This is a genomic window from Candidatus Neomarinimicrobiota bacterium (assembly GCA_021157965.1).
GTDB lineage: Bacteria > Fidelibacterota > Fidelibacteria > Fidelibacterales > Fidelibacteraceae > Fidelibacter.
This window is the reverse complement of sequence record JAGGVO010000037.1, coordinates 55496-72939: the sequence shown is the minus strand read 5'-3', so window position 1 is coordinate 72939 and position 17444 is coordinate 55496. Positions and strand designations below refer to the sequence as shown.

The 17444-nt window shown below is 44.1% G+C and carries 16 protein-coding genes and 4 tRNA genes; 14 read left to right on the top strand and 6 right to left on the bottom strand.

The window, feature by feature from the left end; genetic code table 11:
- Positions 1-257, top strand: a 257-nt coding sequence (locus J7K63_04885; GenBank protein ID MCD6234354.1) for a tyrosine-type recombinase/integrase, incomplete at its 5' end; no start/stop codon positions are given.
- A gap of 448 nt (positions 258-705) precedes the next feature.
- On the opposite strand, the gene J7K63_04880 is transcribed toward J7K63_04885, so the two are convergent.
- The 5 genes from J7K63_04880 to J7K63_04860 form a co-directional block, all read right to left on the bottom strand.
- Positions 706-779 (bottom strand) — tRNA-Ile (locus J7K63_04880).
- A 9-nt stretch (positions 780-788) separates the two neighbouring features.
- Positions 789-862 (bottom strand) — tRNA-Val (locus J7K63_04875).
- 23 nt (positions 863-885) lie between these two features.
- Positions 886-2268, bottom strand: a complete 1383-nt coding sequence (locus tag J7K63_04870) for a sodium:solute symporter family protein (GenBank protein ID MCD6234353.1) — start codon at positions 2266-2268, stop codon at positions 886-888.
- Position 2269: 1 nt separating this feature from the next.
- Positions 2270-2896 (bottom strand): thiamine diphosphokinase, encoded by a 627-nt coding sequence (locus J7K63_04865; protein MCD6234352.1) that lies wholly within the window; start codon positions 2894-2896, stop codon positions 2270-2272.
- Positions 2886-3746 carry a hypothetical protein gene (locus J7K63_04860; protein MCD6234351.1) on the bottom strand — a complete coding sequence of 287 codons (861 nt, stop codon included), beginning with the start codon at positions 3744-3746 and terminating at the stop codon, positions 2886-2888. Before J7K63_04860 ends, J7K63_04865 begins: the two co-directional genes overlap by 11 nt.
- A gap of 165 nt (positions 3747-3911) precedes the next feature.
- Between J7K63_04860 and J7K63_04855 the strand changes: the two genes are divergently transcribed.
- Both J7K63_04855 and J7K63_04850 read left to right on the top strand, forming a co-directional pair.
- Positions 3912-5345, top strand: coding sequence for a sodium:solute symporter (locus tag J7K63_04855; protein MCD6234350.1), 1434 nt, complete (start codon positions 3912-3914; stop codon positions 5343-5345).
- 139 nt (positions 5346-5484) lie between these two features.
- Positions 5485-6840, top strand: a complete 1356-nt coding sequence (locus J7K63_04850; GenBank protein MCD6234349.1) for a sigma-54-dependent Fis family transcriptional regulator — start codon at positions 5485-5487, stop codon at positions 6838-6840.
- Positions 6841-6900: 60 nt separating this feature from the next.
- Here J7K63_04850 and J7K63_04845 read toward each other — a convergent pair.
- Positions 6901-6984, bottom strand: a tRNA-Leu gene (locus J7K63_04845).
- 58 nt (positions 6985-7042) lie between these two features.
- Here J7K63_04845 and J7K63_04840 point away from each other — a divergent pair.
- The 11 genes from J7K63_04840 to rpsO all read left to right on the top strand — a co-directional run bounded on the left by J7K63_04840 (position 7043) and on the right by rpsO (position 17433).
- A complete protein-coding gene (locus J7K63_04840; GenBank protein ID MCD6234348.1) occupies positions 7043-8839 on the top strand; it encodes a long-chain fatty acid--CoA ligase in 1797 nt (598 codons plus the stop codon).
- A 24-nt stretch (positions 8840-8863) separates the two neighbouring features.
- Positions 8864-9874, top strand: a complete 1011-nt coding sequence (locus tag J7K63_04835; protein MCD6234347.1) for an NAD(P)-dependent glycerol-3-phosphate dehydrogenase — start codon at positions 8864-8866, stop codon at positions 9872-9874.
- Positions 9875-9915: 41 nt separating this feature from the next.
- Positions 9916-9989: transfer RNA gene (locus J7K63_04830), tRNA-Arg, on the top strand.
- A gap of 21 nt (positions 9990-10010) precedes the next feature.
- On the top strand, positions 10011-10685 hold the full coding sequence (locus J7K63_04825) for a hypothetical protein (GenBank protein MCD6234346.1): 675 nt from the start codon (positions 10011-10013) through the stop codon (positions 10683-10685).
- A 91-nt stretch (positions 10686-10776) separates the two neighbouring features.
- A complete protein-coding gene (locus J7K63_04820; GenBank protein ID MCD6234345.1) occupies positions 10777-11235 on the top strand; it encodes a hypothetical protein in 459 nt (152 codons plus the stop codon).
- Between the two features lie 13 nt (positions 11236-11248).
- Entirely contained in the window at positions 11249-12544 is a 1296-nt protein-coding gene (nusA, locus tag J7K63_04815; protein MCD6234344.1) for a transcription termination factor NusA, read from the top strand.
- Between the two features lie 32 nt (positions 12545-12576).
- Positions 12577-15243 (top strand): translation initiation factor IF-2, encoded by a 2667-nt coding sequence (gene infB, locus J7K63_04810; protein MCD6234343.1) that lies wholly within the window; start codon positions 12577-12579, stop codon positions 15241-15243.
- Positions 15230-15577 (top strand): 30S ribosome-binding factor RbfA, encoded by a 348-nt coding sequence (gene rbfA, locus J7K63_04805; protein ID MCD6234342.1) that lies wholly within the window; start codon positions 15230-15232, stop codon positions 15575-15577. Before infB ends, rbfA begins: the two co-directional genes overlap by 14 nt.
- Before the next feature lie 10 nt (positions 15578-15587).
- Entirely contained in the window at positions 15588-16241 is a 654-nt protein-coding gene (truB, locus tag J7K63_04800; GenBank protein ID MCD6234341.1) for a tRNA pseudouridine(55) synthase TruB, read from the top strand.
- A gap of 29 nt (positions 16242-16270) precedes the next feature.
- Positions 16271-17161 carry a bifunctional riboflavin kinase/FAD synthetase gene (locus tag J7K63_04795; protein ID MCD6234340.1) on the top strand — a complete coding sequence of 297 codons (891 nt, stop codon included), beginning with the start codon at positions 16271-16273 and terminating at the stop codon, positions 17159-17161.
- Positions 17161-17433, top strand: a complete 273-nt coding sequence (rpsO, locus tag J7K63_04790) for a 30S ribosomal protein S15 (GenBank protein ID MCD6234339.1) — start codon at positions 17161-17163, stop codon at positions 17431-17433. The genes J7K63_04795 and rpsO overlap by 1 nt, the downstream gene beginning before the upstream one ends.
- Positions 17434-17444 lie beyond the last annotated feature (11 nt).

Below are 17444 nucleotides of genomic sequence, written 5' to 3'. Positions count from 1 at the left end.
TCCGGGAAGTCAATCTGTCTACAGATTACCTTTCTCACAAGTTCAAGCACTTTGCCCGGGAAGCCGGACTCTCTGAAGACTATACTTTCCATAGCCTGAGACACACCTTTGCCGTGCGCCACTGGATAGAACACCGGGATATCAACCTGACCAAACAGGTTCTGGGACATTCTTCGGTTGTTGTGACAGAAATCTACACGAAGATCCCCATCGACTACCTGAAGAATGTGATCAGTATTCGGAACCAGAAGTCTTGAACTGACATGAAACCGGGGTTTTGCATGGGAGGTTCTTCCGTGATAAAAGCCCCGGTTTTTCAGCATAAAAGTCCAACAATTTGGGGTGATAATCTGAAAAGTTAACGCTATGTTAACGGTATGAGCGTTTGGGATTCTTCTTGTGCGTTGATAATCAACTGTTTATAGGTATGCATCAGTAAGACATTTTAATCAATAAAACTACAGGCCACGCTACGTTTAATCCGGAGTAATACTCATTTACTAAAAGGGCAGATTTTCATAACTCTCTTTCTATCAGCAGGTTAATCATTGTAAAGATGCCTCAAAAAGTTAACGGTATGTTAACGGTTTACATGATAAACCCTTGCTAAAATTGAGCAAATTAAGCACTTTTCAGGGGGTAAAAATCAAGCTACCGGAACGACTCGGAGGCTTATAAGTAGCTGATAATCAGTGGATTAGTTCGTAGCCCCCGTAGGACTCGAACCTACGACAAACGGATTATGAGTCCGCTGCTCTAACCAACTGAGCTAGGGGGCCGGAGGAGTGTGGGTAGTACTAGACTCGAACTAGTGACCTCCTGCGTGTCGAGCAGGCGCTCTAACCAACTGAGCTAACCACCCCTATCAAAAAGCCAAAAAGTTTATCACCTTTCACTCTTATTTTCAACAGGTTTTTTTCGTCCCGCAGGAAAAAGAACCAGCAGACTCCACAGGAGTCCGGGATAGAAAGGTTCAATCCCCAAGGGATATCCTTTTCCCGTGAAAAATGAGATGCCAAACCAAAGGACCGGTATGATAAAAGCACCACCCATGCTGAGTATTATGATTCCCGGGGTAAATTGTTTTTTACCGTAAGCCAACAGAACCGGTAATATCAGAGCCGGTATGATGAGGGTTCCGATGGTGTACCATAAATCCACAACTGAGGGAATAAGCCAAATGAGAATCAGGGATAAAACACCTGTAATGGCATATCCCCAGCGGACATAGTATCGGGGTGAGTTACCCTGGGTCTTCCATTGTGCCAGCAGATCATCTCCCAGGGTTTGTCCCGAAATAAAGAGATAAGAATCCAGGGTGGACATAACCGTGGCGATTAATCCGGTATAAAAAATCCCTAAAAGTCCTACCGGCAGGTATTTTTCTGCCAGTAAAGGATACAAATACAGGGGATCGGCTTTCGGCAACAGGGCCCGGCCGTATAAGGCTGTCATCAGGGTAAGAGCATCAAAAACAGCCCAGAACCCGATACTGATGAGCATGCCCTTTTGAGCCGTCCGGCTGTCCTTTGCCGCCAGACACCGCTGGTGAAATCCCGGATCCACCAAAGTCCATAAAGCGATGAAAAACCAGGATAAAATATAGGTCCAGGATAGCCCCCCGGTAAGCTTCGTATGATTTTTCGGGAGCGCCGGGAGTATATCTGTAGTGAAAGTAAAATTCTTGAGAAGAACTCCCATCAGGATGGCAAAACCCGCAAACATGAAGATGAATTGCAGCACATCTGTCTGGATAACGGTCCTGAACCCGTATTTATACAGGTAAAATGCAGAAATCATAAACAGGATGACAGCCCAAAAAAGCATATTGCCCGGAAGAATTAGGGAAAAAAGAAGTCCGGCAATTAAAAGGTAGGGTGCCGGGGTCACAAGGATTGAGACGAGAACTGCCGTGATAATCCCGGGTTTTTTTCCATAACGCTGAGACATAAGGTCCGGAAGGGACTTATAATGATATTTTCTTAAACGGGGAATGATAAAGACCGCAAAGATGAAGGCGAATACATAGTAGGGAAATCCAAAGATAAACCAGTTGCTGATACCGTATTGGAAGGTGAATTCACCAATCCCTAAGATTCCTCCGTACCAGGTGGAAACCAATGTCATCACGAAGAGGGGGACGGTCAGACGTCTACCTGCCAGAAGATAATCGTCGTTGCCATGTCCCTTCCGAAGGCCGATCCAAAAGAGGACGCTCACATAGATTAAAAGGATCATATAATCAAATGGTGCTAAAGATATGGTCATATCAAATATTGTATTTGTAAGGGATGACGGCAATTAGGGAACCACGGATAAAACTCAGTGAGATTTTCTTCATCATGAAGCGATTGCTGAGTCCACGGCTGCCGGGATACAGAGTGTCGGATTCCAGAGGATATTCTGTTCCGGTTAATCGGATTTTTTCAACAGGGGAGAGGGGAATCAAAGAAAAAAGGTCCCCTTTTTGTCCTCTGAATGTATATTGCCCGGGTTGGAGGATACGGGCCATTTGCCCTCCTTCATAAGTATAGATTTCAAGGCGGGAGGAAACGTGCAGAAAAAGACTGAGGTTGACCAATTCATGATCCAGACGCCCTCCCCGGAATCCGTTGATATGAACCGTTGAATATCCTTTCTGGATAAGCCATTCTAACGCTTTTTCGGAATCGTTTCGTTCCTGATTCGGCATGGAAATCAAACGGCAGTTTGTCGGCATGTGCTCGACCGAATCCATGTCCCCGATAACAGCATCCGGTGTAATACCCATCTGTTTCAGGATGTCATAGGCACCATCCGTGCAAAGATGGAAGAATCCTTTTTTAATAAGGCTGTGAAGGATATCCGCATCATGATTTGAACCATTCAATGTGAGTATGGCCGTCTTAGATGGCATCACCCTCTTCCTTGTATTTTGTCATCAGCTTATCCCGATCCACCTCAATCCGGAGCTTGTTTTTATAGTATCGGTATGAATTCTTGTATTCTTTGGAATCGAAGTAACTTTTTACATCATCAGTAATAGGCAGGACCATTAAAGAAGGTTTCCATTCCAGAGGTTTTCCCGTATCCAGATGATAAATACATCCGTAATATCCTGCCCAGGCAATAGTCCACAGACTGTAATGTTTCAACAGATATCCCTTGAGAGTCTGATTAATAGCCTCCATGGCCGGATCGACAAAAAGAAATTCCTTGGAAAAAAGGACGGCGGTATGCAGGTAATTTGGGGTATTGGCCAGGCCTGACGTACGAATTCGCTCAGCCATGTGAAATAAAATCTCCATGACGTGATCGCCAATTCTCAATCCCGGATGAACCTGTCCCGGCAGACGGGGACGGCGAAGGGAAAACTTTTTTTCAGGATTTTGTAGTAAAAGCCACTCAACATAGAGGAATTCTGCATCCCTGAGTCCGGAAGTATTTAAAGGAGATTCTTTCAGATCCAGTCCCTTTTTGCGGAGGATAATCTCAGCAACCTTTTTGGAATCCTCATATTTCCCGCTGTAAATGCAGAATTTGTGTTCGTATGAATCCGTCAGATCTAATACATACTTTAAATCTTTAAGTCCCAGGGCGGACAGATACTCGAAGACATGGAATTTTTTCAGGTACATATCAATAGTTTTTGGATGATAGTATCCTAAAAACAGATTGGTTTGATGCCGGATACCGCCGGATTCCGCCAGAATGTCTTCTTCACTCAGTGTGAAATCCTGGGAATTCTGAAATTCCTGGGATGTCATTTCTCTGAATATGCGATCGTATTTTTTTCTTAACCGAGCAACCATGTAAAAATATAAAGATTATTAAAATTAATAACATCCCAAAATTGATAAAAAGTTCCTTGAAAATGAGTACAGGAAACGGGAAATTCCGCGGAAAATAATAAATAAGCGATGAGGTATTCCATGCAGTTTGTTGATTATGCGATTGTGGTTGTCTTTATGCTTGGTGTGTTCACAGCCGGAACCTGGCTCGGGAAAAGTGTGAAAGATGTTCAGGGATATTACAATGCCGGTAAAAATCTTCCCTGGTGGGCCGTGATGATTTCTATTGTGGCGGCTGAAACGTCGGTCCTTACCTTTTTGTCCATTCCGGGACTGGCATATATATCCGATCTCTCTTTCCTTCAGGTCTGTCTGGGTTATATTCTCGGGCGTTTTTTGGTCTCCTTTGTGCTGCTGCCCATGTATGTCCGGGGGAATGTCATCTCCGTTTATGAATCCATCCGGGAAAAGGGTGGTATTACCATGCAACGCGTGATGAGTATTACATTCATGTTTACCCGCCTTCTGGCGGATGGTGTCCGCCTTTTTGCAGTGGCCATTCCCCTGTCCATGATATCCGGACTCAGCTATGGTGCATCCATCTGGATTATGGGAATTGTCACGGTTGCGTATACCTGGTTTGGAGGAATCCGTTCCGTCGTGTGGATGGATGTGGTACAATGGATTATCTATATTACGGCGGCATTTTTTACACTGGGTATTGCCTATAATCTTCTGCCTGAACCGGGCGTGATTTTTTCAACTATGGCTGAAGCCGGGAAATTCAAACTCTTCACCTTCAGTCTCGATATGAGTAATTACAGTATTTTATCCGGCCTGCTGGGTGGAGCAATCCTCTCCATGGCCAGTCATGGAACAGACCAGCTGATCGTTCAGCGTGTTTTAAGCTGTAAAAACCTGGCCGATTCCAAAAAAGCCATGATCGGAAGCGGATTTGTGGTTTTCTTGCAGTTCGCTCTCTTTTTATTCATCGGACTCCTTATTTATGCCGTGTGGAACGGAGCCACGCTTGCCGAAGCCGGTTTAACCAAATCCGATGAGGTATTTACTCTTTTTATAATCAATCAATTACCGCCGGTCATCAAGGGGATCACCGTTGCAGGTATTTTTGCCGCAGCCATGTCTACCCTAAGCGGTTCTCTGAGTGCCCTTTCAAGCTCAACAACCATGGATATTCTCAAGCCCCTTTTTAAAATGGAGATAAGCAAGGAACGACTTTTCCGGATCAGCCGTTTTGTAACCCTTATCTGGGGAATTATCATGGTTGGCGGAGCTTCACTGTTTAAAAACATGAATAATCCCCTGGTTGAAGTGGGACTTTCAATTGCTTCTTTTACCTATGGTGCCATGCTGGGTATGTTTATCCTGACACGATTCTTTAAAAAGGCGGATGTTTGGCAGTATGTGGTGACCTTTTTTACCACCCTGTTTGCCATGATTCTTGTGATTCAGGGGACAAGTATCCATTGGACCTGGTACACGATTATCGGTCTCATCGTTTCGGTGATCACGGAACAAGTCCTTGTACGTCTTTTTGGCGTAAAATCAGCGTAATTGAATTGAACGATGGAAAATGATGAAAAAAGGCGCTTCCGTGCCTTTTTTCTTTTTTGGAAGAATTTCAGGCTTGTTCTCTCCCTTATCCTGAAATAAATTCTTAAAATTGAGAAGCATGATGACAAAAGGAGAACCTATGGCCCAAACCCACATTCTGATTGTGGATGATGATATTGAAGTCCGGGATTCCCTTCGGGATGCCCTTTCATTAGAAGGGTTTCTGTGTGACAGCGCCGGAAACGGAGAGGAAGCCATCACCTGCCTTGAGAAATCCAACTACGATTTAGTAATCACCGATTTGAATATGCCCATTCGAAATGGCATGGATTTACTGAAATACATTTCTGCTTATGCTCCCCAAACGTCCACGATGATCATTACAGCCCACGGTACAGTGGAAACAGCCATTGAAGCTCTGCGAAAAGGGGCGATTGACTATATTTTAAAGCCGGTGGATCCGGAAGAGCTGATCTACCGGATCAGGAATATCAACAAGTACCGCAGGACCTTATCGGAAAACATTTCCTTGAAAAAAGAGATTGGGGCAAAATACAATTTTTCGAATATCATCGGTAACAGTCCTGCCATGAAACAGGTTTTTCACATGGTTACCCGGGTTGCCAACTCTACAAGCAATGTTTTGATTACGGGAAAGAGCGGGACCGGCAAAGAACTCATTGCCCGGGCGATTCATGCCAGCAGTCCCCGAAAAAATGAACCCTTTGTCCCTATTAACTGCGGCGCTCTTCCGGAAACCCTTTTTGAAAGTGAGCTTTTTGGATTTAAAAAAGGGGCTTTTACCGGTGCGTCCCAAGACAAGGAGGGCGTGTTTAAATCCGCCAGTGGCGGGACCCTCTTTCTGGATGAGGTAGGGGAGATTCCCGTTCATATCCAGGTGAAGCTTCTCCGGGCGATTGAGACAAAGGAAATCAAACCTTTAGGCAGCAGCAACCCCATCCGGGTGAATGTCCGCATTGTGTCTGCAACCAATAAAGATTTGCTGAAAGAAGTGGAGGAAGGCAATTTCAGGGAGGATCTCTACTACCGGTTGAATATTGTGGAAATCCATTTGCCGTCTCTTCGGGAGCGCCAGGAAGATATCCCCCTGCTGGTGAGTCATTTTATCAATAAATATAATCGGGAACTGAAACGGAAAGTGAAGGGTGTGGATAATGAAACCATGAAAGCCCTCATTAACCATACCTGGAAGGGGGAAGTCCGGGAGCTGGAAAACATGATTGAACGGGCGGTTTTGCTGTGTGACGGTGAATACCTGACCATTGACAATCTTCAGGGAGCCAATATGGAGGATTCGGTTTCGGGACGTCATTTTCCTCCGGCTCTGAAACAGGCTGTACGTGAATTTGAAAGATATCATATCCGGAAAATCCTGGAACAGGTGGAATTCGATAAAAGCAAAGCTTCTGAAATTCTGGATATAGGTCTTAGTTCTCTTTATCGTAAAATAGATGACCTTTGCATAGAGTGCTGAAATGAAACAGACAAACAATAAAGAGTCAATAAAAAAGGGGCTTTGGAAAGCCCCTGGACGTACCGAGGGCGGGAGTCGAACCCGCAAGGACCGAAGTCCGGAGGATTTTGAGTCCTCTGCGTCTGCCAATTTCACCACCTCGGCATGGCAAGGGCGAAAATTTCAAATAAATCGATAAAAAGCAAGAAAAAAGATGAAGGAAATGGAAAAAAGAACAATTGCGGCTGAATTTATTCGATCTACGGATCAGTGGAAAAATAAAGTGGCGTATGCTTATAAACACCATGGGAAATGGGTGGATGTCAGTTACGGTGAAGTACGGAAAAGAGCGGAGAATATTGCCCGTGCTCTGTGGAGTATGGGACTCCGGCGTGGTGATCATATCGCAATCCTGTCGGAAAACCGTCCCGAATGGTCTATCACAGATTACGCCGTAATCTCTCCGGGTATGGTTACCGTAACGGTGTATCCCACCCTTTTGCCCTCGCATATACAATATATCCTGAAAAATTCCGATACAAAGGCAATTTTTGTCTCAAATCGTAATCAGGCGGAAAAAATCATCGGGATTAAAAAGGATCTCCCTGAGCTGCAGTTTATGGTGGTTTTTGATTGGGACAGGAGTCTTGATGAACCATGGATTTATGATTACGCGAAAATGGAAGCTCCCGAACATGGTGTTAACACCGATTCTCCCTTTCATTTTGCCGAGGAAAGCCTGAAAACCCGGTCGGATGAGATCATGACCATTATCTATACGTCCGGTACAACAGGTAATCCCAAAGGCGTGATGCTGAGTCATGGAAATTTGTGGTGGAATGCTATTTCCAGCATTGAAACCCTGAAACCTGATCCGGATGAGGTTTTTCTTTCCTTTTTACCCTTGTCCCATTCACTGGAACGAACGACCGGCAATATTATCCCCATGATGATAGGAGGTAAGGTTTATTTTGCTACGAATATCTCTACGGTTGCCCAGGAAATCCGTGAAGTAAAACCCACCATTGCCATCTCTGTTCCCCGTCTGTTTGAAAAAATGTATGTCGCAATTCAAAATGAAACCCGAAAATTCTCCGGTGTAAAAAAGCAAATTTTCAAACAGGCTATAAAAACAGGCAAAATGGTCAGCCGCAAATATAAACAATACGGAAAAGAACCCAGGGGTATTCATCGGGTTCAATATGCCATGGCGGATATGTTGGTTTTTAAGAAATTGAGATCTTACACCGGCGGACGGATCAAGTTTTTCATTTCTGGAGGTGCCCCGCTCCTGGAAGAAATCGGTGAATTTTTTGATGCTGTGGGGATTCTGATCCTCCAGGGATACGGACTGACGGAAGCCTCACCGGTTACTCATACAAACAGGCGGGACCGTTATAAATTTTCCACGGTGGGGAAACCAATCCACAACGTGGAACATACATTAACAGAAGAGGGGGAAATCCTGGTGAAAGGTCCCAACGTGATGCAGGGCTATTACAAGGATCCCCGGGCAACGGCTGAAATGATCGATGAGGAGGGGTGGCTTCATACGGGAGATATTGGAGAAATTGATCTGGACGGCTATTTGAAAATCACGGACCGGATTAAAAATATTATTGTCACATCCGGGGGAAAAAATATTGCACCGTCAATCCTTGAAACGGAATTGATGAAATCCGCTTATATTGAACAGATTGTCATCATTGGAGACAAAAGAAATTATCTGACGGCATTGATTGTTCCCAAATACGACCAGATGGAAGCTTTGGCTCAGGAGTACAACATCCATTATGATTCCTACCGGGAATTGATCAATCACTATAAAATAGTCAACACGGTTCATGAGGATGTTCAAAGGATACAGCAGAAATTCGCCCGTTATGAACAGATTAAGAAAATTGCCCTTCTTCCCGAACCTTTTTCAATTGAAAAAGGGGAAGTAACACCTTCTCGCAAGATTAAGCGCAATGTTGTTGAAAATCATTACCGTGAAATTATCGATACACTTTATCATTAAGACCGGGGAAATATGATGAAAAACATGCATATCGGCGTTATAGGGACAGGTTCGTGGGGAACGGCTTTAGGTCTTCATCTCTACGATCTGGGTCATCATCTTTCTTATTGGGAACATGATAAAGAGCGGGTCCTGAGAATTCTGAAGACCCGGATCAATGATCTGATACCTTACCGGGAATTTCCCCCGGATGTCAGGATCAGCGGGAATCTCAGTGATGTGGTTTCCCAAAAAGATATCCTCATATTTGCTGTTCCCTCTCATGCCATGAGACAGGTCAGCCGGGAGGTAAATCAGGCTTTCAAAGGGTCTAATCCTCTCATTCTGAATATATCGAAAGGCATTGAATCGGATACGCTGTTGAGGATGAGTGAAGTCATTCGTGAAGAAATTCGTTTCCCCTACCGGGGCATTGTTACTGTTTCAGGTCCCAGCCATGCCGAAGAGGTCATAAAAAACCAACCGACTGTACTTGTTGCCGCATCAGATAAAGAGGATATATCCAAAGAGATACAGCTTTTACTTATGGGAGACCGGCTCAGGGTATACCGGACTGATGATATTGTGGGAGTGGAGCTGGGGGGAGCCCTGAAGAATGTCGTCGCCATAGCCGCCGGAATCAGCGACGGTGTGGGATTTGGCGACAATGCCAAAGCTGCGCTTATTGTCAGGGGTGCTTACGAAATCATGAAGCTGGGACTCGCCATGGGTGCCAGGCCGGAAACATTTTCCGGATTGACCGGCATGGGAGATCTGATTGTGACCTGTATCAGCAGGCACAGCAGAAACCGGTATGTTGGTGAAGAACTGGGAAAGGGAAAGACGCTTGAAGACATATTAAAATCCATGAAAATGGTTGCCGAAGGGGTTCTTACAACCAAATCAGTTATAAAGCTGTCCGAAAAATACGGAGTGGATATGCCTGTAACGCAAGCCGTCCATCAGGTCATGTTTCACAATGCCGATCCTTTGAAAATTGTCAACGAATTAATGAACAGGGATCCCAAAACCGAGTCTTTTATCCTGGAAATATAGAATTGTATTTAATCCTGAAAACTGATAAACTCCATAGTTTTGCCCTTGTAGCTCAGCAGGATAGAGCGACGGTTTCCTAAACCGTAGGCCGCAGGTTCGAGTCCTGCCAGGGGTACAAAAAATAAGGAGTTGAATCATGTTGAAAGCCCGTAAGAAAATGACTAAAAAGGAGTTGAAAACCGACCCGTTCTTTGAAAAAATGGATGCACTATTACGTTTTTACAAACGAAATGAAAAGCGGATCTGGACTATCCTGATTGTTGTTATCCTTCTTGTGGTTGCCGGTTCATATATCACACGAACCGTGGTTAAAAAGCAGGAAAAGGCCAAAAGTCAGATCAGTATCGCCCGGTTTTATATGAGAAGTGCTCAGGAAGACCGTGCCGTGAGCCTGCTTTCAGAGGTCCGTGACGGGCTCTATGGGAAAAAATATATCGGATATGCCGCCTATTATTTGGGAGATATAAACCTGAATAACCGGAATTATGAAGAAGCTGAAGAAAATTACAGGGAGTTCTTAAGCAGCAAATCCGGAGACAGGCTTATGAAAGCCACGGCATGGGCCGCTTTGGGGGCTATTGAAGAAAACCGGAAAGCTTATGATAAAGCAGGAGAATTCTATCTGAAAGCTTTAAACCTTGCCGAATTGGCAAGCCAAAAAATGAACTTTGGGGAGAATGCCTTTCAAAATGCCCTGAAAGCCGGAAATACTCAACAGGCAGAAAATATTCTTGATATTCTTGAAAAATTGGATTTGAATGAAATTCAGAAAAATAAAATTGTGAGCTATCGCGCATTGATTGGAAAATAAGCGACTATTTCCTTGTTGTCTATACAATTCATTCATAAATTACACGTTGAAAAGTGGGATTCATCCCACTTTTCTATTATAGGTGTGAAGAATGACTCTGAAAGAAGAACTGAAAACGAAAATTGAAGCCATGGCGGAAAGTCGTGGTTTGTGGATTGAGGATATCCGCATATCTGAAAGTAAAGGCGGGACCATCCTGATTTTATGTGATAAAGAGGGAGGGATTCAATTTGCCGACCTTCAGCAGTTTTCAAAAGACATTCAAAAAAGTGATTGGTTTGATGAATCCTTCAGTGAAAATTACGATTTGGAGGTAAGTTCGCCCGGACTGGATTTTCCCCTCACCTTACCCCGGCATTTTGCTAAAAACAAAGGCCGGCTTGTGAAAATCCGTCATACAGCAGAAACGATTCCAAGCCCTGTCATGGGAGATATTATGGATGTGACCGAATCAATGGTTATTCTTCAGAAGGAAGGATCAGCATCGGGGGAACTGCTTGGAATTCCCCTGGATGCCATAACAGAAGCAAAAATAAAAATCAAGTGGTAAGAGGAGATATGCTTTGAACCACAAAGAACTCATTGATGCCTTTGCCCAGCTGGCAAAAGAAAAAGGAATTGCCAGATCCGAGGTGGCCGATATTATTGAATCGGTATTTGAATCTATTATCCGTAAAAAATATGGTGATGTGGATAATTTTGATATCATTGTCAATACGGATAAGGGAGAAATTGAAATTTACCAGGAGCTGGAAGTGGTGGCTGATGAAGACCTGGATGACGAGGTCAGGGAGATATCCCTTACTGAAGCCCGAAAGCGCCAGGATGTGGACGATGTAGAACCGGGCGATGTGATTGTCCAGGTGATTAATCCGGATGTATTCGGGCGACGGGCCATATCTGCCGCTAAACAGGTTCTGAGTCAGAAAATCCGTGAACTGGAACGGAATCAGATTTATGAGGAATATACCAACCGGATTGGAGAGATTATTGTGGGAAGTATCCACCAGATCCGCCGGGGGGAATCCCTTTTTATCAATATTGACAAAACTGAATTGAAAATGCCCCGCCGGGAACAGATTGAAACGGAACGTTATCGTCGCGGTGATACCATTAAGGCAATTATTAAAGAAGTTAATATGACGCCCAAGGGACCGGAAATTATTATTTCCAGGGCGGATGAATCCTTTTTGCGACGCCTTTTTGAGCTGGAAGTACCGGAAATATTTGACGGCATCGTGGAGATCAAAGCCATTGCCCGTGTCCCGGGGCGGCGGAGCAAGATTATCGTGGAATCCAACGATAAACGGATTGATGCAGTGGGTGCCTGCGTTGGCATCAAAGGGAGCCGAATCAAAACGATCGTGAATGAATTGGCCGGGGAAAATGTGGATATTATCAGCTACAGCCACGAGTCGGAAGTCCTGATTTCCAGGGCTCTGTCACCGGCTAAACCCCTCTTCATCGAGATTGATGAGGACCGTCGTACGGCACTGGCCGTTTTTGATGATAACGAGATTGCTACAGCTATCGGTACCGGCGGTATCAATATCAATCTCACTTCACAGGTTACCGGGTATGATATTGATGCTATACGTCGCTCTGAATATAACCGTCTTGAAGGAGACGATATTTTTATTGAGGATCTGGAAGGGATTACCAAAACACAGATCAATGCCCTTCAGGAAGCAGGGATTGAAACCGTCGCTGATTTTCTGAATACGGAAACTGCCAAACTCCTTGAAATTAAAGGAATTGGTGAAAAAACCTTTGAAAAAATTGAGACCATTGTTCAGGATGCCCTGCAGTCGAAACGGGACAAACAGGATGAGCTGGATCTCGATGATAATCAAGGTTAAGTCATTGTAAAAAAATAAAAAGGAAGTTCTGAATGACCTCAGAGAAGCCTGTAAGAATATATCAACTTGCGAAAAGACTGAATATCTCTCACAATGATATCATTGCACTGCTGGATAAGCATGGATTTAAAGCTACAATCAATACGGTTTTAGATGAAGAGAATCTGGGCCTTGTATTGTCGAATTTTTCTGATGATGATAAAAGAGCGCATGATGAGCGTAAAGAAAAAGTGACCCAGAAAAAGGCAGAGGAAGAAGAGAGGAAACGGATTGAAGCGCAGAAAAAGGCTGAGGAGGAAGCGCGGATCAATGCCGAAAAGGCACGTATGAGGGCATTGAAGGAAGAAGATGATTTAGAGCAAAAAGAAAAGAAACGGCTTGAAGAAGAAACCCGAAAGGCAAAGGAGATTGAAGAGCAGGTCCGCAAAGAGAAAGAAGAGCGTCTGAAAGCGGAAGCCGAAGCCGAAAAAGAGCTGGAAAAAGAACAAAAGAAAGAAAAACATAAAAAGAAAAGTGCCGGACCGGAAAAAGAGAAATCCGAAGAAAAAGCTGCAACTGTACCGGAAAAAGAAGGTAAAGAGACTCATAAAAAGAGGAAAAAGCACAAAAAACGAGGTGGCACAACCTCTGATGAGGATGAATACGAAAAGAAACTGGAGGACCTGAAACGCCGGCACAAAACTGTCACCAAACGGTACCAGGTTTCGGAAGTCAAATCCCGTCTGGAACAATTCAAGAAACAGAAAAACGTAGCTCAGACCAAGTCAGCGCCTAAGAGCGGCAAAGGCAAGAAAAAAGGCCGTAAAGTGGATCAGAATGAGGTGAATAAATCCATCAAATCCACTCTGGCAGCCATGGATGAGCGCAAAACCCGTCGCAAATACAAGCATACCCAGAGTACTTCTGAAACACATGTACAGGAAGATTCGAATATCATTGAGGTGACGGAATTTATCAGTGTCCAGGAACTATCCAAGCAGTTGGATGTCCCCAGCACGGATATCATTGCCAAGGGAATGGGATTGGGATTAATGTTAACCATCAATCAGCGTCTGGACTGGGATACCATTGAACTCTTATGCGCAGAATATGATATGGAAGTGAAAGAACTCGACGAGTATACAGAAGAGATCCTAAATGAGGCAGAAGAAGAGATTGATGAAAAGGATCTGACTGAAAGAGCTCCCGTAGTCACCGTAATGGGACATGTGGATCACGGGAAGACATCCATTTTGGATACTATCCGGAATTCCCGGGTTGTTGATGGTGAATCAGGCGGAATTACACAGCATATAGGTGCTTATAGTGTCGACGTTAGTAATGGAAAACGGATAACCTTTCTGGATACGCCGGGACATGAAGCCTTTACGGCAATGCGTGCCCGGGGTGCCCAGGTGACGGATATCGTGGTTATTGTTGTGGCGGCAGATGACGGTGTGATGCCCCAGACAAAAGAAGCTATCAGCCATGCCCATGCGGCAGGTGTTCCTATTATTGTTGCAATCAATAAAATTGATAAACCGGAATCCGATCCGGAGCGGGTCGTTCGCGAACTCTCTGAAAACAATGTTCTTGTGGAAGACTGGGGCGGAAAAGTCCAGTGTGTGAAAGTTTCAGCTAAACAAAATATTAATATCGATAAATTGCTGGAAGCCATTCTCCTGGAAGCTGAAGTACTGGAACTGAAATCCACAAAGAAGGGACTTGCCCGGGGAGTGGTTATTGAATCCCGTCTGGATAAAGGGCTTGGAGCCATTGCCACCGTTCTGATTCGGCGGGGAACCTTGAAAATTGGGGATCCCTTCATTTGCGGACGTTTTGCCGGCAGGGTCCGGGCAATGATCAACGATCAAGGGGAACGAATCAAAGAGGCTTATCCGGCGGATCCTGTCCAGATACAGGGTTTTGATAATGTTCCTCAGGCCGGTGACCATTTTATCTGTATGGATGACGAACGGGAAGTCAAACGAATTGCAACGGAGCGTCAGCGAATCCACAGGGAACAGGAATTCCGATCGTATTCACTGCAGACACTGGATGAAATCGGCCGACAAATTAAGAATGGCCGGACCAAAGAACTGGCCCTGATCATCAAAGGGGATGTGGACGGGTCCATTGAGGCACTGGCTGATGCATTCATGAAGCTTTCTACAAAAGAAGTGGCGGTTAATGTTATCTACAAGGGCATTGGTATGATCAATGAAACTGATATCAATCTTGCATCAGCATCCCGGGCCGTCATTATTGGTTTTCATGTAAACTCCACTGCAAAAGCCCTTGAAGTGGCCAAAGAACTGAAAGTGGAAATCCGGAATTATACAATCATTTACGATGCGGTAGATGATGTGAAAGCAGCTCTTGAAGGTTTGCTTGAACCGGAAAAAATCCGGGAAGTCCTGGGCGAAGCGGAAGTCCGGCAAATTATTAAAATATCCCGTATCGGTACTGTGGCCGGTTCTTTTGTCACTTCAGGCAAAATGATCCGAAATACCCAAATCCGAATACTGAGGAATAAAGAAGAAATTTATCAGGGATATATCTCTTCATTAAAACGTTTTAAGGATGATGTGAAAGAAGTCCAGGAAGGCTATGAATGTGGAATAACCATCGATGGTTTTGATGCCTTCCGTGAAGGGGATATTATCGAATGTTATAAAGAGAAATCGGTGAGAAGAACACTGGAAGATGCAACAAAATAAACGACAACGGCAGGTTGCTTCCGAAATAAAGCACAAACTGGGTGAATATTTTATCCGTGAGGGCAAATCACTGACACGGGACTCTCTGGTATCTGTTTCGCGGGTTGAGATGTCTCCGGATTTGCAATATGCCAGTATTTATGTCAGCATCTATCCCGAAACTGCTGAGGGAGAGAGTGTTTTTAGGGAGATTCGGGAAAATACCAAGCAAATTCGCATGTTTTTAGCCCGGAATATCCGTCTCAGACTGGTACCGGAATTGAAAATATTTAAAGATGACTCCATGGAATATGCCGACAGAATTAATAAAATATTGCGAGATCTGGGAGAATAATATCAAAGGTATGACGGTCCCGATCCATAAACCTGCCGGATGGACATCTTTTGATGTGGTAAAAAAATTGAGAAAAGTAACAGGCTTTAAAAAAGTCGGACATGGTGGCACACTGGACCCCTTTGCATCAGGACTTTTGATTGTGGGCTTCGGGACACACACAAAAAAATTAAATACCTTTTTAAAGGCGGATAAGGTCTACGAAGTACTGATCCGGACAGGAGTGGAATCGGATACCATGGACAAAACCGGGACAGTTCGCCGGATTCAGCATTCTGCAGATTTAAATGAAGACATTTTGCGACAAGCCATCCAATCCTTTACAGGACCACAAAAGCAGGTTCCGCCGATGTATTCTGCAAAAAAAGTGGATGGGGTGCCCTTATACATAAGAGCCAGAAAAGGGGAAGTTGTTGAAAGAAAACCTCTTCCCATAGAAATATATGCAATAGACCTTCTGGATTTTACGGAGGATACATTCCGGATCCGGGTTTCCTGTTCCAGTGGGACATATATTCGGGTCTTGGCATATGATCTGGGTAAGGCCCTTGGAACTGGTGCTCTGGCTGAAGAGCTGATACGGCTTAGAATTGGTGACATAACTCTGGAACAGAGTCTGACAATTGAGGATTTTATCGAACAGTGGAAATTATTAGCAGCTTAGATAACTTACCCGGAAATCCGGAAGCATATATGACGATTGGGACTTTTGACGGATTTCATCTGGGGCATCAGGAAGTGATATCCCGTCTTGTGGAAAGGGCCCGTGACGCACAGGTGAAAAGCATCCTCTTAACCTTTGCCCCTCATCCCAGAGAGATTGTTCAGAACCCGTCACGTGAACCGGTCCGCTTTATTAACAGCCTGGAAGAACGAATTCAAAATCTTGCGATTACAGGAATCGATTATATTGTGATACAGCCTTTCAATCAGTATATGGCCAATCTGGAAGGCGAAGTTTTTCTGGAACGTTATATTTTGAAACGCATTCGCCTTAAAGGCTTTATAATTGGAGAAAGTCACACATTCGGAAAAAACCGGAAATGCACGGCATGGCGCCTGAAAGCGCTGGGAGAAGAGAAATACGGTTTTGATGTGGAAATTATTTCCCGTGTAAGTGACGGTGATTTTATTATAAATTCAACTAATATCCGACGTCTGATTGCCACCGGAAAAATGGAGTCGGCTAAAAAATACATGAATAAACCCTTTCACATGAAAGGACGTGTTATTTCGGGTGAAAAAAGGGGGAGAACACTCAGTTTTCCTACCTTGAATATTCTTCCTTCATCACCAAAAAAGATCATTCCGAAAGAAGGTGTCTACTGTGTGAAAGTCCATATTCAGAGAAAAACCTTCAGAGGGATGTGCAATATCGGTTACAGGCCTACCTTTGAAGGGAATCATCTCACTATCGAAGTCCATGTGATCGACCAGAAACTGAATAATCTTTATGGCCGTACACTGGATATGGAGTTTTTTCATTACATCCGTGAAGAAATGAAGTTTAACAGCGCAGATGAATTGAAAAAACAGTTGGAAAAAGATAAAAATTATTGTAAAAAATTAAAGTTGGAGGACTGATGTCAACGTTATCATCGGAAAAAAAGAAAGAAATCATTCAGGAATTTGGAAAAAATGAGCAGGACACCGGAAGTCCTGAAGTCCAGATTGCCATGCTAACAAAACGCATTCGGGATCTGACGGAACATGTCAAAATTCATAAGAAGGATCATCACAATCGGCGCGGTCTTCAGAAGCTTGTGGGACAGCGGCGCGGTTTGTTGAACTATCTTATGAAGAATGACTTCAACCGTTACAGAGACATTATTAAGAAGTTAGGTTTGCGTAAATAATTAGGAGTTTA

Coding starts and splice junctions, on each gene's coding strand:
- J7K63_04870 (MCD6234353.1), bottom strand. CDS start 2,268: ATGACCATATCTTTAGCACCATTTGATTATATGATCCTTTTAATCTAT.
- J7K63_04865 (MCD6234352.1), bottom strand. CDS start 2,896: ATGCCATCTAAGACGGCCATACTCACATTGAATGGTTCAAATCATGAT.
- J7K63_04860 (MCD6234351.1), bottom strand. CDS start 3,746: ATGACATCCCAGGAATTTCAGAATTCCCAGGATTTCACACTGAGTGAA.
- J7K63_04855 (MCD6234350.1), top strand. CDS start 3,912: ATGCAGTTTGTTGATTATGCGATTGTGGTTGTCTTTATGCTTGGTGTG.
- J7K63_04850 (MCD6234349.1), top strand. CDS start 5,485: ATGGCCCAAACCCACATTCTGATTGTGGATGATGATATTGAAGTCCGG.
- J7K63_04840 (MCD6234348.1), top strand. CDS start 7,043: ATGGAAAAAAGAACAATTGCGGCTGAATTTATTCGATCTACGGATCAG.
- J7K63_04835 (MCD6234347.1), top strand. CDS start 8,864: ATGCATATCGGCGTTATAGGGACAGGTTCGTGGGGAACGGCTTTAGGT.
- J7K63_04825 (MCD6234346.1), top strand. CDS start 10,011: ATGTTGAAAGCCCGTAAGAAAATGACTAAAAAGGAGTTGAAAACCGAC.
- J7K63_04820 (MCD6234345.1), top strand. CDS start 10,777: ATGACTCTGAAAGAAGAACTGAAAACGAAAATTGAAGCCATGGCGGAA.
- infB (MCD6234343.1), top strand. CDS start 12,577: ATGACCTCAGAGAAGCCTGTAAGAATATATCAACTTGCGAAAAGACTG.
- rbfA (MCD6234342.1), top strand. CDS start 15,230: ATGCAACAAAATAAACGACAACGGCAGGTTGCTTCCGAAATAAAGCAC.
- truB (MCD6234341.1), top strand. CDS start 15,588: ATGACGGTCCCGATCCATAAACCTGCCGGATGGACATCTTTTGATGTG.
- J7K63_04795 (MCD6234340.1), top strand. CDS start 16,271: ATGACGATTGGGACTTTTGACGGATTTCATCTGGGGCATCAGGAAGTG.
- rpsO (MCD6234339.1), top strand. CDS start 17,161: ATGTCAACGTTATCATCGGAAAAAAAGAAAGAAATCATTCAGGAATTT.